At 75.0% G+C, this 14415-nt stretch carries 14 protein-coding genes; 8 read left to right on the plus strand and 6 right to left on the minus strand.

Annotated elements, in window-relative coordinates:
* Positions 1-2: 2 nt before the first annotated feature.
* Positions 3-593, minus strand: a complete 591-nt coding sequence (locus tag O7619_RS03895; protein ID WP_282285724.1) for a dienelactone hydrolase family protein — start codon at positions 591-593, stop codon at positions 3-5.
* Positions 594-657: 64 nt separating this feature from the next.
* Between O7619_RS03895 and O7619_RS03900 the strand changes: the two genes are divergently transcribed.
* Both O7619_RS03900 and O7619_RS03905 read left to right on the plus strand, forming a co-directional pair.
* Positions 658-1239 carry a helix-turn-helix domain-containing protein gene (locus tag O7619_RS03900; RefSeq protein ID WP_281585780.1) on the plus strand — a complete coding sequence of 194 codons (582 nt, stop codon included), beginning with the start codon at positions 658-660 and terminating at the stop codon, positions 1237-1239.
* A 92-nt stretch (positions 1240-1331) separates the two neighbouring features.
* Positions 1332-2279, plus strand: coding sequence for an L-threonylcarbamoyladenylate synthase (locus O7619_RS03905; RefSeq protein ID WP_282288659.1), 948 nt, complete (start codon positions 1332-1334; stop codon positions 2277-2279).
* A gap of 7 nt (positions 2280-2286) precedes the next feature.
* Here the strand turns inward: O7619_RS03905 and O7619_RS03910 are convergent, their stop codons facing one another.
* Positions 2287-6756 (minus strand): HAD-IC family P-type ATPase, encoded by a 4470-nt coding sequence (locus tag O7619_RS03910; protein ID WP_282285725.1) that lies wholly within the window; start codon positions 6754-6756, stop codon positions 2287-2289.
* Between the two features lie 158 nt (positions 6757-6914).
* Here O7619_RS03910 and O7619_RS03915 point away from each other — a divergent pair, with 158 nt between their 5' ends.
* The 5 genes from O7619_RS03915 (at position 6915) to O7619_RS03935 (ending at position 10517) form a co-directional block, all read left to right on the plus strand.
* Positions 6915-7175: a hypothetical protein gene (locus O7619_RS03915; protein WP_282285726.1), complete on the plus strand. Its 261-nt coding sequence runs from the start codon at positions 6915-6917 to the stop codon at positions 7173-7175.
* A gap of 55 nt (positions 7176-7230) precedes the next feature.
* Positions 7231-8607 (plus strand): MFS transporter, encoded by a 1377-nt coding sequence (locus tag O7619_RS03920; RefSeq protein WP_282285727.1) that lies wholly within the window; start codon positions 7231-7233, stop codon positions 8605-8607.
* A gap of 195 nt (positions 8608-8802) precedes the next feature.
* Positions 8803-9684 (plus strand): NAD(P)H-binding protein, encoded by an 882-nt coding sequence (locus O7619_RS03925; protein WP_282285728.1) that lies wholly within the window; start codon positions 8803-8805, stop codon positions 9682-9684.
* A gap of 37 nt (positions 9685-9721) precedes the next feature.
* Positions 9722-9871, plus strand: a complete 150-nt coding sequence (locus tag O7619_RS03930) for a hypothetical protein (RefSeq protein ID WP_282289006.1) — start codon at positions 9722-9724, stop codon at positions 9869-9871.
* Between the two features lie 97 nt (positions 9872-9968).
* Positions 9969-10517 carry a YbaK/EbsC family protein gene (locus O7619_RS03935; RefSeq protein WP_282285729.1) on the plus strand — a complete coding sequence of 183 codons (549 nt, stop codon included), beginning with the start codon at positions 9969-9971 and terminating at the stop codon, positions 10515-10517.
* Positions 10518-10553: 36 nt separating this feature from the next.
* On the opposite strand, the gene O7619_RS03940 is transcribed toward O7619_RS03935, so the two are convergent.
* The 4 genes from O7619_RS03940 to O7619_RS03955 form a co-directional block, all read right to left on the minus strand.
* Complete coding sequence (locus O7619_RS03940; protein WP_282285730.1) at positions 10554-11186, minus strand: DsbA family oxidoreductase; 633 nt, start codon at positions 11184-11186, stop codon at positions 10554-10556.
* 20 nt (positions 11187-11206) lie between these two features.
* Complete coding sequence (locus O7619_RS03945) at positions 11207-11632, minus strand: SufE family protein (RefSeq protein WP_282285731.1); 426 nt, start codon at positions 11630-11632, stop codon at positions 11207-11209.
* Between the two features lie 94 nt (positions 11633-11726).
* Complete coding sequence (locus O7619_RS03950; protein ID WP_282285732.1) at positions 11727-12110, minus strand: CBS domain-containing protein; 384 nt, start codon at positions 12108-12110, stop codon at positions 11727-11729.
* Positions 12111-12165: 55 nt separating this feature from the next.
* Positions 12166-13935 carry a proline--tRNA ligase gene (locus O7619_RS03955; protein WP_282285734.1) on the minus strand — a complete coding sequence of 590 codons (1770 nt, stop codon included), beginning with the start codon at positions 13933-13935 and terminating at the stop codon, positions 12166-12168.
* A 69-nt stretch (positions 13936-14004) separates the two neighbouring features.
* On the opposite strand from O7619_RS03955, the gene O7619_RS03960 reads away from it, so the two are divergent.
* Positions 14005-14379 (plus strand): VOC family protein, encoded by a 375-nt coding sequence (locus O7619_RS03960; RefSeq protein WP_282285736.1) that lies wholly within the window; start codon positions 14005-14007, stop codon positions 14377-14379.
* The last annotated feature ends 36 nt before the right edge of the window (positions 14380-14415 follow it).

Raw genomic sequence — 14415 nt, forward strand, 5'->3', positions numbered from 1 at the left:
CGTCAGCCCAGGCGGCCGAGGAGGTCGCGGCTGCGGCTCACCACGAGCGTGGTCGCCTCCGCGTCGTACGACGGGAGCGAGCTGTCGGTGAACAGGTGCCGGTCGCCCGGGTAGACGAACAGCTCGCCCCGCTCGGGTCCGACGATCGAGACCAGTTCGCGGGCGGCGTCGACGTCGCCCTCCAGCCCGAAGAACGGGTCCCGTTCCATGCCGTGGACCTGCACGGCCACGCCGTCGGGCCAGGGGCCGATGGCCCACTCGCCGGTGACCGGCAGGCACGCCTCGTAGAGCAGGGCGGCCCGGGCGCCGGACCGGGTCTGGGCGAGCCGCTGGGCGATGGCGGCGCCCCACGAGACGCCCGCGTAGACGAGGTCGGGGCGCAGGTCGGCGGCGATCTGGTCGGCGCGCTGGTCGAGGACGTCACGGCCGATGTGCTTGGTGAGCGCCGAGCCCTCCTCGATGCTCGCCGGCCGCTCGCCGTCGAAGAGGTCCGGGGCGTGCACGGTGTGCCCCCCGGCGCGCAGGGCGTCACCGAGGGCGCGGACGCCCTCGGTGAGTCCCTGAAGGTGGTGGAAGAGGAGGATCTCGGCCATCTCTAGACTCCTGACTGTCGGACCAGAATCATCGAACGAACCAGAATATTAGAACGGTCGAGAAATGTCGGTCAATCAGCGGGTCCCCGATTACGACCTCGACGACCTGCTCGTGGTCACCGCCCCCGAGCAGTTGCGCGCGCTCGCCGACCCCCTGCGCGGCACGCTCCTGGAACTGCTCCTGGAGCGCGCCGCCACGGTCAACGAGCTGGCCCGCGCCGTGGACCGGCCGAAGAGCAGCGTGGCCTACCACGTGAACCAGCTCGTCGACGCCGGGCTGCTGCGCGTGGTCCGCACCCGCCGGGTCCGGGCCATCGAGGAACGCTTCTACGGCCGGGTGGCCCGCACCTTCTACGTCGGCGCGCTCAGCCGGCCGGAGGACAAACAGGTGGTCGCCCGGATCAACGGGCTCGCCGAGGCCGCGGCCGAGGCGGCTGCCGCCCACGCCGCCGACGAGCTGCGCTGCACGCTCGTGCACGCGCGGATCCCGATCGAGGACGTCCGCGAGTTCTGGGCCGAGGTACAGGCGCTGGCCCGGCGGTTCGCGCAGATCCCCCGCGCCGGTGACCAGGTGTACGGCTTCGCCGCCGGCCTCTACCCCACCGACGCGCCGAGCCTTCCCGACGCGGCCGACGAGCGGGACTGAACCCCGGCACGGGCACACCGACCGGGGTCGCGCCGGGGCCGGCGGGCGGCGCAGGCTAGCGTCGCAGCGTGAGCACCGGATCCCCGCGCGTCCTGCCGGCCGACCGCGGCATCGACGAGGCCGCCGCCGTCCTGCGCGCCGGCGGGCTGGTCGCCTTCCCCACCGAGACGGTCTACGGGCTGGGCGCGAACGCGCTCGACGCGAACGCCGCGGCGCGGATCTTCGAGGCGAAGGCCCGGCCCAGCTTCGATCCGCTGATCAGCCACCTGGCCGACGCCGCCGACCTGACCGCGCTCGTCGGCGCGGTGCCGCCGGCCGTGGCCGCGCTCGCGGAACGGTTCTGGCCCGGCCCGCTCACGCTGATCGTGGACCGGCCCGCGGCGATCCCGCCGATCGTCACGTCCGGCCTGGAGACCATGGCCGTCCGGGTGCCGGACGAACCATCCGCGCGGGCGCTGATCGCCGCCGCCGGCGTGCCGGTCGCCGCGCCCAGCGCCAACCGGTTCGGCCAGCTCAGCCCGACCCGGGCCGAGCACGTGGTGGCCGGGCTCGGCGGGGCGGTGGACGTGGTGCTCGACGGCGGGCCCACCCGCTGCGGGATCGAGTCGACGATCGTGGACGCCCGGGGCGATCGACCGGTGGTGCTGCGACTGGGCGCGCTGCCGGTCGAGGCGCTGGTCGAGGCGGTCGGCCCGGTCGAGGTACGCCAGGGCAGCTCCGGCCGGCCGGTCGCGCCCGGCACGCTCGCCGCGCACTACGCCCCGCGTACCCCGCTGCGGTTGGGTGCGGCGGGCGAGCACGACGGCGGCCGGCGGGGATTCCTGGCCTTCCGGGAGCCACCGGCGGACGGCGACTGGGCGGCGGTGGAGGTGCTCTCGCCCTCGGGGGACCTGACGGCGGCAGCCGCGCGCCTGTTCGACGCGCTGCACCGGCTCGACGCGGCCGGGGTGACCGAGATCGTCGCCGAGCCGGTGCCCGACGCGGGTGTCGGCCGGGCGGTCAACGACCGGCTGCGCCGGGCCGCCGCCACCTGGCACTGAGCGCCGGTCAGGACGAGCCCGGCTGCGGCAGGCGGTCCACCAGCTTCGTCAACGCGCCGTTGGCGAACGTCGCGCCGAGCGCCGAGCCGGTCGCGATGGTCCACCCCACCGGTCCGAGCGGGGTGCAGCCGAAGAACTGGCTGACCCCGGGCGTCTGCACCACCAGGACCAGCACGCCGACCGACGCGGCGGTGGCGGCCAGCACGGTGGGGCTGGTGCCGCCGGCCAGCACCGTCTGGCCGAGCTGGGTGCCGATCAGCGAGGCGAGCGCGACGGTGCCGGCCCGGCGTCGCGTGCCGGTCCACCGGGCCAGCGTCCAACCGGCGGTCGCGCCGAGCGTGGTCGCCGCGGCCCGCAGCCCGATCTCCCGGGTCATGGTGGCGCCGAGCGACGAGTCCGGCCCCTCCCGCAGCAGGTGGTCGGTGCGGTCGTCGGCCGGCGGGCGGACCGCGATGGCAAGCGCCGGCGCGAGGTCGGTGAGCAGGTTGACCAGCAGCAGTTGTCGCCCGGTCAGGGCGGACCGGCCGGTCGAGGCGGCGGAGAGCACGCTGAACGCGATCTCGCCGAGGTTGCCGCCGACCAGGATGCTCAGGGCGTGCCGCACCGAGGACCACATGGCCCGTCCCTCGACGAGCGTGGCGATGATCGTCTCCAGCCGGTCGTCGGTGACCACCAGGTCGGCGGCGACGCGGGCGGCCGGTGTGCCGCGCTGGCCGAGCGCGATGCCGACGTCGGCCAGGCGGATCGCCGGGGCGTCGTTGGCGCCGTCCCCGGTCATCGCCACGGTCCGGCCCCGGCGCTGCAACGCCTGGATGATCCGTACCTTGTGGGTGGGCGTGCAGCGGGCCACCACGTCGGTGGCCATCAGCCGTTCCGCGAGCGCGGCGTCGTCCAGCCGGTCCAGGTCGGCGGCGGTCACCACCCGCTGCTGCCCGTGGTCGGGGCTGATGGCGGCGGCGATCGCCTCGGCCGTGGCCGGATGATCCCCGGTGATCATGACGGTGTGCACGCCCGCCTTGCGGATCCGCTCCACCGCCGGCCGGGCGCTCTCCCGCACCCCGTCCGCGAGGGTCAGGAAACCCACGAAGACCAGCCCGTCGACCTGCTCGTCGGCGACCGCGTCGACGGACACCGAACACTCGGCCACGGCGAGGACGCGGTGCCCGGCGCCGGCCCGACCGGCAAGCATGGCCTGCACCTCGTCCCGGCCCGCCGCGTCCAACGGCCGGTCACCCCCGGCGGTACGCCGGGACGCGCACCGCGGCAGCACCGACTCGGGCGCGCCCTTCACGCTCAGCAGGAACCCGTCGCCGGTGCGGCCGACCGTGGCGCTGTAGCCCCGGGACGGCTCGAACGGCAGCCCGCTCGTCGCGGTCCAGCCCGCCGCCCCGGTGTGTTCGGCCACGCCGGCCGTGTTCGCGCCCCGGCGTACCGCCCGGTCGGTCTGCTGCGGCAGCTCCTCCGGGTCGGCCGCCGCCGGGGTGGCCCGCAGCGCCGCGGCAAGCGTCGACCGGAGCGGGCCGTCGAGGCGGTCCGCCGGGGCGTACCTGTCGTCGCCGGTGCCCACGCCGGCCAGCAGCAGCTTCCCCTCGGTGAGCGTGCCGGTCTTGTCGAAACAGAGCACGTCCACCCGGCCCAGCGCCTCGATGGTGCGCGGGTTGCGGACCAACGCGCCGTGCTCGGCCAGCCGCCGCGCCGCCGCCAGTTGCGCGGCGCTGACCAGGAACGGCAGCCCCTCCGGCACCGACGCGACGGCCAGGTTCGCGGCGGTCGCCGCCGTCTCGGCCAGGGGTACGCCCCGGAGCAGCCCCGCCCCGGCCACCGCGATCGCCGAGCCGGCCGCCAGCGGCACGGCGGCGTTCGTCAGCTTGCCGAGCCGCGCCTCCACCCCGCTGGCCGGTGGAGCCTGCCGGGCCAGCGCCAGGCTCCGCCCCGACTCGGTCTGCGCACCGGTCGCCACCACCACGGCGGTGCCGTGCCCGGCGGCCACGGTGGTGCCCTCGAAGAGCATCGAGTGCCGCTCCGCGATCGCCGCGGCGACCACCGGTTCGGGGTTCTTGGCCACCGGCAGCGACTCACCGGTGAGGGACGACTCGTCGGCCTCCAGCCCGTCACTGGTCAGTACCCGGCAGTCCGCCGGTACGGCGTCACCGGAGCTGACGCTGATCACGTCGCCGGGCACCAGGTCCTCGGCCGGCACCACCCGTTCCGTGCCGTCGCGCCGCACCCGGGCGGTGACGGCCGAGCGGGACAGCAACTCGGCCAGGGAGCGTTCGGTGTTGCGCTGGTGCACCGCGCCGACGAGGGCGGAGCCGCCGACCAGGCCGCCGACGAGCGCCGCGTCGACGAGCGAGCCGAACGCGGCGGAGAGCACCGCGCCGGCCGCCAGCACCGGGGTGAGCGGGTTGGACAACTCGTCGACGAACGCGCGGAGGAGCGCGACCGGCCCGTGCCCGTCGCCGGCCCCGGCACCCCGACGCCCGGCCGCTTCCTCGTCGGTCAACCCGGCGGGTCGGCTGTCGAGCTGGTTCAGGACGGTCTCCACCGGCATGAGGTGCCAGGCGGTGAGCGCCGGCGTCGGGGTGCCGGCGCGGTCCGGCAACCGGTGTGCCCGGACGACGCCGTGCCCGAAGGCGACCATCGCGGCACCGTTCACCGCCGCCGTGGTCCGGCCGGGAAGCAGCCGCCGGTCGGCGGTGAACGCGCCGAGCGCGCCGAGCCCGCTGCCGGCCATGGCGATCCTGATGTTCTGCCCGGTCATCCGGCGGGCCACCCCGGCCGCGTCGATGAGCAGGGCGGGGATCCGCAGGTCGTCGCCGACCAGCAGGTGCGCGCCCCACGGGGGCAGGTCGTCCGGCGCGGACACGCCGAGACCGCAGTCGGCGGCGGCGAGCGCGGACCGGCGCCCCGAGACCACGAGCACCACCGCGCCCTCACGTTGCAGGTCACGGACGGCGGTGGCGAGCCGGGACCCGCCCGGTACGTGCCGGTCGGCGAAGTCGTACCGGCCGTCCTCGCCGCCGCCGACCACGAGCCGGACGTCCGCCTGACGGGCTGCGGAGACAAGCGCCTCCACCCCCGGGGCGGGTTCCGGCTCGACCCGCAGCACCGCGGCGAGCCGCCCGCCCTCGGCCAGCCCGAGCAGCCGCCCACCGTGGGACCGCAGCCGCTCGCTGTCCGGGGTGTCCCCGGGATGCGAGGCGTCGAGCCGGTCCAGCGGCCCGAGCCGCCAACCGTCGTCGGTCCGTACCGCGTCCGGGTTGGCCGGGTCGAACAGGGCGAACGCCCGGGCGGCCACCTGCCGGGTGTCGACGCCGGGCAGCGGCGCCAGGTCGGACAGCACGCCCCGGTCGGAGCCGAGCACCGCGGCGTCCAGCACCACCGTGTCGATCCGGTCCAGCTCCCGCAGCACGCTACGGTCCATCGCGATCACACCGCGCCGGGCCAGCATCCGGCCGAGCTGCGCCGCGTACCCCTCGCGCCCGCTGCCCGGCGCCTTGGGCAGCGCGGACAGCGCCAGCGCGGCGGCGCGTTTGCCGCCGGCCACCGGGATCGCCGCCGCGCCCGCCGCCGCGCCGGCCGTGAGCGCGCGCTTGACGTAGCGTTCGACCTGGCCGTCCGGGACCGGGCAGGGCCGCTCGCCGTCCGGCACCCGCGCGACCGCCCGGTCCGGGTCACCTGTCAACCCCGGCTCGGCGCGACTCCACGCGGCGAGCTGGGCCCGCGCCTCACCCCACTGCACCACCCGCTGCGCGCCGTCGAGCACGATGCCGGCCCAGCCGCCGGTGAGGCCCTGCACCACCGCCTCGGCGAGCGGGAAGAGCACCTCGGCGCGGGGGTCGGCGCGCAGGCCACGGTCGGCCAGCGCGTGCAACCTCGGATGCAGGTCGATCGCGTTCAGCAGACCGGCCACCTCGCCGGGCACCGGGGTGAACGGCAGGATCCGGGTGGCCGCGGAGATGGTCAGGCCAAGTGCGTCGGAGGCAAGCGCGCCGAGCGTACGGGGGGTGCGCGGACCCTCCTCCGGCGGATGCGGCGGCGGGATCTCCGGGTCCGGCTCGAACGGGCAGGCCTGCTCGGCGCGCGCCACCGTGTCGATCAGGTCCCGCAGCCTCGGCGCCGGCTCCCCGGTCGCCACCACCACCCGGCCCGACGGCGCGTTCACCCGGGCCCAGGTCACCCCCGGCACCGCCTCCAGCGCCGCCTCGACCTGCCGGGCCAACCGGTCCCCGCCGTCCTGGCAGACGCCGTGCACCTCGATGTGGTGCCGGCCGTCCCGGGACCACACCCGGCGCCGGGCCAGGTTCGCCAGCCGGGCCAACCGGGTGGTCGCCGCGCCCACGTTCCCGGCCGCCCCGGTGACGGCGGGCGGGACGGCGGCCCCGGGCAGGGCCGACCCGACGGTACGCGCCACCCGCGCGACGGCGTCCGGCACGGCGGCCGGCGACAGCAGGAGACCGGCGAACCCGTACGCCATCTCGCCTCCCGGACTCGTCCCGGCGGCCCGACTTCCCGGCGCGGCGTCCGTTATGCCCCCGGAGTGGGGGAAGTTTCCCCGCTGCCCCGCGCATGGACGCCGGGGTCGGTGGAATGCCGGGCGGGTCGATGCCGTCGTCGTGACCGGGGGAGGCAGGGATGAGCACGCTGACGCGAGACCTGAGCGGAGCACGGGAGACGATCCGGGCGTACAGCCGCCGGGTGGACCTCCCGCTGCTGGGCGAGGTGGCGGTGCCCCCGCCGGACAAGCTGGCCTACTACGCCGGCATCGGGGTGCTCGCCGCGCTCCAGGTCATCGAATGGCCGCTGGCCCTGGTCATCACCGCCGGGCACGTCCTCGCCGACCAGCACGCCTCCGGCCTGGCGAAGGGCATCGGCGAGGCGCTGGAGACCGCCTGACGAGACCGGGCCCACAGTTGACCTCAACCACGGTTGAGGGCACAGGCTGGAGCCCATGACGACCGCCACCGCCCCGTCGGAGACCGCCGCCACCGGTTTGTGGTCGCCGGGCCTACGGGCGATGACGGTGGGCAGCGTCGCCCTGGTGTCGCTGCTCGCGTTCGAGGCCCTCGCCGTGGGCACCGCCATGCCGACGGTCGCGCGCAGCCTGGACGGGCTCGGCCTGTACGCGCTCGCCTTCGGCGGGTCGTTCGCCTCCGGCGTGGTCGCGATGGTCGCCTCCGGCATCTGGTGCGACGCGCGCGGACCACGGCCGGCGATGTGGCACGGGGTGGCCTGGTTCGTCGCCGGCCTGGCGCTGGCCGGCGCCGCCGACCGCATGGGTGTGCTGGTCGCCGGGCGGGTGGTGCAGGGCTTCGGCTCCGGCCTGCTCTCGGTGGCGCTCTACGTGATCGTCGGGCACGCGTACCCGGAGCGGTTGCGGCGGCGGATGTTCGCCGCCTTCGCCGCGGCCTGGGTGGTGCCGTCGCTCGTCGGGCCGGCGCTTGCCGGCCTGATCGTGGAGCACCTGGGCTGGCGCTGGGTGTTCCTGGCGGTGCCGGTGGTCGCGGTGCCGGCGGTGCTGCTGATCCAGCCGGGGCTGCGGACGCTCGCCGCCACCGTGCCGACCCGACCGCCGGCCGGCGCGCTCGCCCGGGTGGGCTGGGCCTGCGGGGCGGGGGCGAGCGCCGCGCTGCTGCACTACGGGGGGCAGCAGCGCGGCGCGCTCGCCGCCGGGCTGATCGGGGTGGCGCTGGCCGGGTTGCTCGCCTGCGTGCCGCGGCTGCTGCCGTCGGGCTTCCTGCGGGCGGCGCGCGGGCTGCCGACGGTGATCGGCCTGCGCGGGCTGGCCTCGGCGGCGTTCGTCGGCGCCGAGGTGGTGATCCCGCTGATGTTCTCCCGGGAACGTGGCTTCACGCCCACCGGTGCCGGGCTGGTGCTCACCGTCGGGGCGCTCTCCTGGTCGGTGGGCTCGTGGATCCAGGGCCGGATCCCCACGCCGCGCTCCGCCGCCAGCCTGCCCCGGGCCGGATCGGCCTGCATCGCCGCCGGCACGGCCGGTGTCGCGTCGGCGCTGCTGCCGGGCGTGCCGGTGGCGGCGGCGGTGCTCGCCTGGGCGGTCGCCGGCCTCGGCATGGGCCTGCTCTATCCCTCGCTGTCGGTGCTCACCCTGGAGTTGTCCGCCCCGGCCGAGCAGGGCCGGAACTCCTCGGCGCTGCAACTGGGCGACTCGCTGGCCGCCGCCGTCGTGCTGGCGTTGACCGGGGCGGTGCTGGCCACCGGGTCGTCGCCCGGTCCGGCCAGCTACGCGGCCACGCTCGCCGTCGCGGCCGGCTGCGGCCTGCTCGGCCTGCTGCTCGCCGGGCGCGTGGTGCCCCGGCCGCTCGTCTGAGCGGGTCGGTCTTCTGAGCGGGCCGCTTGTCTGGGTGGGGGCGCTCGTCTGGGTGGGGCGCTCGTCCGGGTGGGGCGCTCGTGTGGGTGGGCGGCTCGTCGGGCCGTCACGATCGGTGCCGGCGTTCCGTCCCTTGTCGGGAGCGGCTTTCGGTGCGGACCCGACGGCCGGCGACACGAGCGGGAGGATGTGACGATGCGGGTGCTGGTGACCGGGGCGACCGGACGGCTCGGACGGGTGGCGGTGCCGCGGCTGCGGGACGCGGGATTCACCGTCCGCGCGGTGAGTCGCCGACCCGCCACCGGCGGCCGTGCTGGTGGTGGTGGCGGCGTTGCTGGCGACGGCGCTGCTGGCGACGGCGCTGCTGGTGGGGGCGCTGCCGGTGGCGGCGTCGCTTACGGCGCCGGGGACGGCGTCGAGTGGCTGCCGGCCGATCTGGCCACCGGCGCCGGGCTGGCGGAGGCGGTCGCCGGGATGGAGGCGGTGCTGCACCTGGCCTCGTCGCCGAACCGGGACACCCACCGGATCGACGTGCTCGGCACCCGCCGGCTGACCGTCGCCGCCGGGCACGCCGGGGTGCGGCACCTGGCATACGTCTCGATCGTCGGCGTCGACCGGGTGCCGCTGTCCTACTACCGGCACAAGCTCGCGGCCGAGCAGGTGGTGGCCGCCGGAGAGGTGCCCTGGAGCGTGCTGCGGGCAACTCAGTTCCCCGAGTTCCTGGCCGGCCTGCTGGGCGGCGCGAGCCGGTTGGGCCCGGTGATCGGGGACCGGGCCGTGCTCGCCCAGCCGGTCGACCCGGGCGAGGTGGTGGACCGGCTGGTGGCCCTGCTCGCCGCCGGGCCGTCGCGCCGGGTCGAGGACTTCGGCGGGCCGGAGGTGCTCCGCTTCGACGAGGCGGCCCGGAGCTGGCTAGCGGCCCGCCGGTCGCGACGGCCGCTGCTGCCGGTCCGGATCCCCGGGCGGCTCGGCCGGGAACTGCGCGCCGGTGGGCTCACCACGACCGCCACGCCCACAGGTGCGCGTACCTGGGCCGATTACCTCGCGGACACGTACGGGGGAACCGGCCGAAGATGAGATCCGATCGGGTCCGGGGGCGGCCTACCGTGACCTCATGCTGGTCTTGGCGGTCACCGTGGTGCTGTACGTGTTCGGCTTCGTCTTCCTCTACGGGGTGATCCGGGTCGGTGTCCGACACGGGATCGCCGACGCCGAGGCGAACCGTCCCGAGCCGCTGCAACGGCGGCACCTCACCGAGGTGTAAGGAGGGGGCCCCTCTTAACGGATTCGGTATAGGCGGGGGCCCCTATTAACAGCGCGGCGAGCGGATTGCCGGCGCGGGTGCAAGGATCGCATCCGTGATGGGGACGCTGAAGACGGAGCCGGCCCGGGGCCGGCTGGACCTGTTGGCGCCGCCGGTCGCCGCAGCGGTGGAGCGGTGGCCGGACGAGGCGCCGGTCGACGTGGACGAGGTGCTTGTCGCGGCGATCGACGCCGACCTGGCCGACACCGCGGCCTTCTGCGCGGCGTACGAGGTGGGGCTGGAGGAGTCGGCCAACTGCGTGGTGGTCGCCGGCAAACGCGGTGGCGAAACCCGCTACGCCGCCTGCATCGTGCTGGCCACCACCCGGGCGGACGTGAACGGCGTGGTCCGCAAGCTGCTCGACGTGCGCAAGGCGAGCTTCGCGCCGATGGCCGAGGCGGTGGAGCTGACCGGAATGGAATACGGCGGGATCACGCCGATCGGGTTGCCCGAGGAGTGGCCGATCCTGGTCGACGCGCGGGTGATCGCCACTCCCCACGTGATCATCGGATCGGGCGTACGCCACAGCAAGATCGCCCTGCCCGGGCCGGCGCTCGGCGCGCTGCCCGGGGCCAGGGTGGTGGAGGAGTTGGCCCGGCCGGCCTGACCGCTCAGCCGCATCGATCTTGTTCCACGTGAAACATCACGCGGCGGCCTCGCGCTGCGCCACCTCACGCAGCGCCGCGAGCAGCGTAGCCGGCTCCTGGGCACCGGTCACCGCGTACTTCCCGGCAAGCACGAAGGTCGGGACGCTGGAGACGCCGAGCTGCTGCGCGGCGCTCAGGTCGGCGGCGACCTCGCGGCGGCCGAGGCCCGACTCCAGATACCGGCGGGCCTCGGTCTCGTTCAGCCCGATCTCGCCGGCGAGCGTGACCAGCGCGTCGATCGATCCGACGTCGACGCCGTCGAGGAAGTGCGCCCGGTAGAGCCGCTCCACCGTCTCCGCAGCTCGCCCCCGCTCGGTGGCGAACCGCACCAGCCGGTGCGCGTCGAACGTGTTCGCCGCCACCGCCCGGTCGAACCGCAGGTCGAGTCCGGCACCTGCGGCGACGCCGGAGACGTGGGCGGCCATGCCCTCGGCCTTGTCCCGGCCGCCGAACTTGTCGGCGAGCGCGTCGAGCAGCGGCCTCGGCTCGGTGACCGGCGTGGGGTCGAGCTGGAACGGCCGGTACCGGACGGTCACCTCGCCGTCGTACGACTCCAGGGCCTGCTCCAGCCGGCGCTTGCCGATCCAGCACCAGGGGCAGACGACGTCGGCGTAGATCTCGATCTCCATGACCAGCGACAACCCGCAGGTCAGGAGATCTGTTCCCGGACCTGGCGCTTCAGGCGGGCCAGGATGGCGGTGCCGCCGCGTACCCGCAGCGGGCTGATCGCCTGGGCCAACCCCATCCGCTGGTAGAGGTCGTCCGGCACGGCCAGCACCTCCTCGGCGCTCGCGCCCTTTAGCCCGTCGGCGAGGATGCCGGCGAACGCCCGGGTGGTCGGCGCCTCCGGCGGGCAGTCGAAGACCGTGCTCACGGTCTTGTCCGGGCGCACCTCGGCGCGCAGGAAGAACGCGGTCTGACACTCGGGGACCTGCTCCAGGTCGTCCCGGTCCACCCCCTCGGGCAGGGGTGGGATCACGTCGGCGAACTCCAGCAGCATTTCCAACACGACGTCGCGCGGGGCGGAGGCGAACTCATCGACGATCTCGGCCAGCTTGGTCGGCATCTCGGGCATGTGTCGAGGCTATCCGCCGCGTCCCGGGTGAGCGGGCGGGGTGTTAAGCGGGGGCCCCTCCTCTACCGCAGGCGTTAAGCGGGGGCCCCGCCTTTCACGCGGTGGGGGTGGGCTGTGAGGCCAGGTCGCCGAGGGAGATGATGCCGACCAGCTTGCGCTCGTTGTCGCAGACCAGCACGCGCCGGATGCTGCGCTCGCGCATCAACGCGGCGGCCTCGCCCGCGGTGCAGTGCTGCTCGATCATGACGACCTCACGGGTGATGATCGACCCGATCGTGGTGGTGCCCGGGTCGGCGCGTTCGGCCACCGCCCGCACCACGATGTCACGTTCGGTCAGCACACCGGCGAGCGTGGCGCCGTCGGTCACCACCACGTCGCCGATGTCCGACTCCTTCATCACCCGGGCCGCCTCGTCCAATGGCGTCTCCGCGGGAAGGTAGACCACCTGCTTGGTCATCACGTCACTGACGCGGTACATGGGAGCCTCCGAAACGCCTCGGTCGATCCTTAAGCGGTACCCGGTGGCACGTTCGTTACACCGCGTCGCGGCGTGTCGCGCCCACCTCGCCGAGCAGGCGCTCCACCACGCCCTCCACCGGCAGGTCGGTCCGTCCGCCGGTGGCCCGGTCGCGCAGTTCCACGTACCCGTCGGTCAGGCGGCGGCCGACCACGACGGCGCGCGGGATGCCGATCAGCTCGGCGTCGGTGAACTTCACCCCCGCGGACACGTGGGTGCGGTCGTCGACGAGCACCCGCAGGCCGGCGGCGGCGAGGCGTCCGCCGAGTTCAAGCGCCGCGTCGAGCTGCGCCCCCTTCCCGGCGGACACCAGGTGTACGTCGCACGGCGCGACCTCGGCCGGCCAGCGCAGCCCCCGGTCGTCGTGGTGCTGTTCGGCGACGGCGGCGACCGCCCGGGACACGCCGATGCCGTAGCAGCCCATGATCGGCCGGACCGGTTTGCCCTCGGGGCCGAGCACGTCGACCGCGAACGCGTCGGTGTAGCGGCGACCGAGCTGGAAGATGTGCCCCACCTCGATGCCCCGCCGCATGGTCAGCTCGCCGTCACCGCAGGCCGGGCAGGGATCCCCGGGCCGCACCTCGGCCGCCTCGATCGTGCCGTCGGGGACGAAGTCGCGCCCGCACACCACGTCGGTGGCGTGCCGGCCCGGCTCGTTCGCCCCGGTCAGCCACGTGGTGCCGGTGACCACGCGGGGGTCGACCAGGTAGCGGATGCCGTGCTTGGCCAGGATCTGCGGCCCGAGGTAGCCGCGGACCAGCTCCGGGTGCGCGGCCCAGTCGTCGAAGACGGCCACGGCGGCCGGGGCCAGCACCGCCTCGACCCGCTTCAGGTCCACCTCGCGGTCGCCCGGCAGGCCGATCACCAGCAGCTCGGCCTGCTCGACGCCGGGCCGGCGCACGGCAAGCACCACGTTCTTCAAGGTGTCGGCGGCGGTCCAGCCGGTGCGGCCGGCGAGCGCGCGGGCGTTCGCCACGTCGACGAGGGACGCGATGGTCGGTGTCTCCGGGGTGTCGTGCACCGCCGTGGCCGGGTGCGCCTCCGGGTCACCGGTGGCCGGCGCGCGGGTCACCACCGCCTCGGTGTTCGCGGCGTAGTCGCAGGCCGTGCAACCGACGTAGGTGTCCTCGCCGACCGGCGTGGCGGCCAGGAACTCCTCGGACGCGGAGCCGCCCATCGCCCCGGACGTCGCGTGCACCACCGTGAAGTCCAACCCGAGTTTCCGGAAGATGCGCTGGTAGGCCGCCCGGTGCCGGTCGTACGCCTGCTGGAGCCCGGCCGGGTCCAGGTCGAAGGAGTAGGCGTCCTTCATCAGGAACTCGCGCCCGCGCAGCAGGCCGGCCCGGGGCCGCGCCTCGTCGCGGAACTTCGTCTGGATCTGGAACAGCGTCACCGGAAAATCGCGGTACGACGTGAACAGGTCCTTCACCAGCAGCGCGGCCAGCTCCTCGTGGGTCGGCGCGAGCAGATGGTCGGCGCCCTTGCGGTCGACGAGTGTGAAGATGTCGTCCCCGTATTCGGTCCACCGCCCGCTGGTCCGGTAGGGCTCGGCCGGGAGCAACGCCGGGAAGTGCACCTCCTGGTCGCCGATCGCGGTCATCTCGTCCCGGACGATCGCGGTGATCCGGTCGAGCACCAGCTTGCCCAGCGGCAGCCAGGTGTAGCCGCCCGGCGCGGCCCGGCGGACGTAGCCGGCGCGCAGGAGCAGCCGGTGGCTCGGCACCTCCGCGTCGGCCGGGTCCTCGCGCAGGGTCCGGAGCAGCAGGGTCGACATGCGAAGCAGCATGGCCGCAGCGTACGGCGACGACCGGCGCGCGGGCGATCCGTTTCGGCTTCAGCGGGGTAGGACTGTCACATGATTCAGCGTCCCCGATTCTCGTTGACGTCCACCGTGCTCGACGCGCCGTCCGCCCAGGAACTGGCCGTCTTCTACGAGCGGCTGCTCGACTGGCCGCGACGTGAGGACGAGCACGACTGGGTGGTGCTGGCCCCGCCGGACGGTGGTGCCACGCTGGCGTTCCAGGACGAGCCGGCGTACGTGCGTCCGGTGTGGCCGGCCGGACCGGGCGACCCGCCGATGATGCTCCACCTCGACATCAAGGTGGACGACCTCGACGCGGCCTCGGCGTTCGCGGTGTCGCTCGGTGCCACCGTCGCCGACTACCAACCCCAGGACGACGTCCGGGTGCACCTCGACCCGGTAGGCCACCCGTTCTGCCTCTATCTCTGACCGATCATTCATCGAGCATGCACGTGCGGTGATTCG

The organism is Micromonospora sp. WMMD998 (genome assembly GCF_029581235.1).
In the GTDB taxonomy this organism is placed as follows: Bacteria; Actinomycetota; Actinomycetes; order Mycobacteriales; family Micromonosporaceae; genus Micromonospora.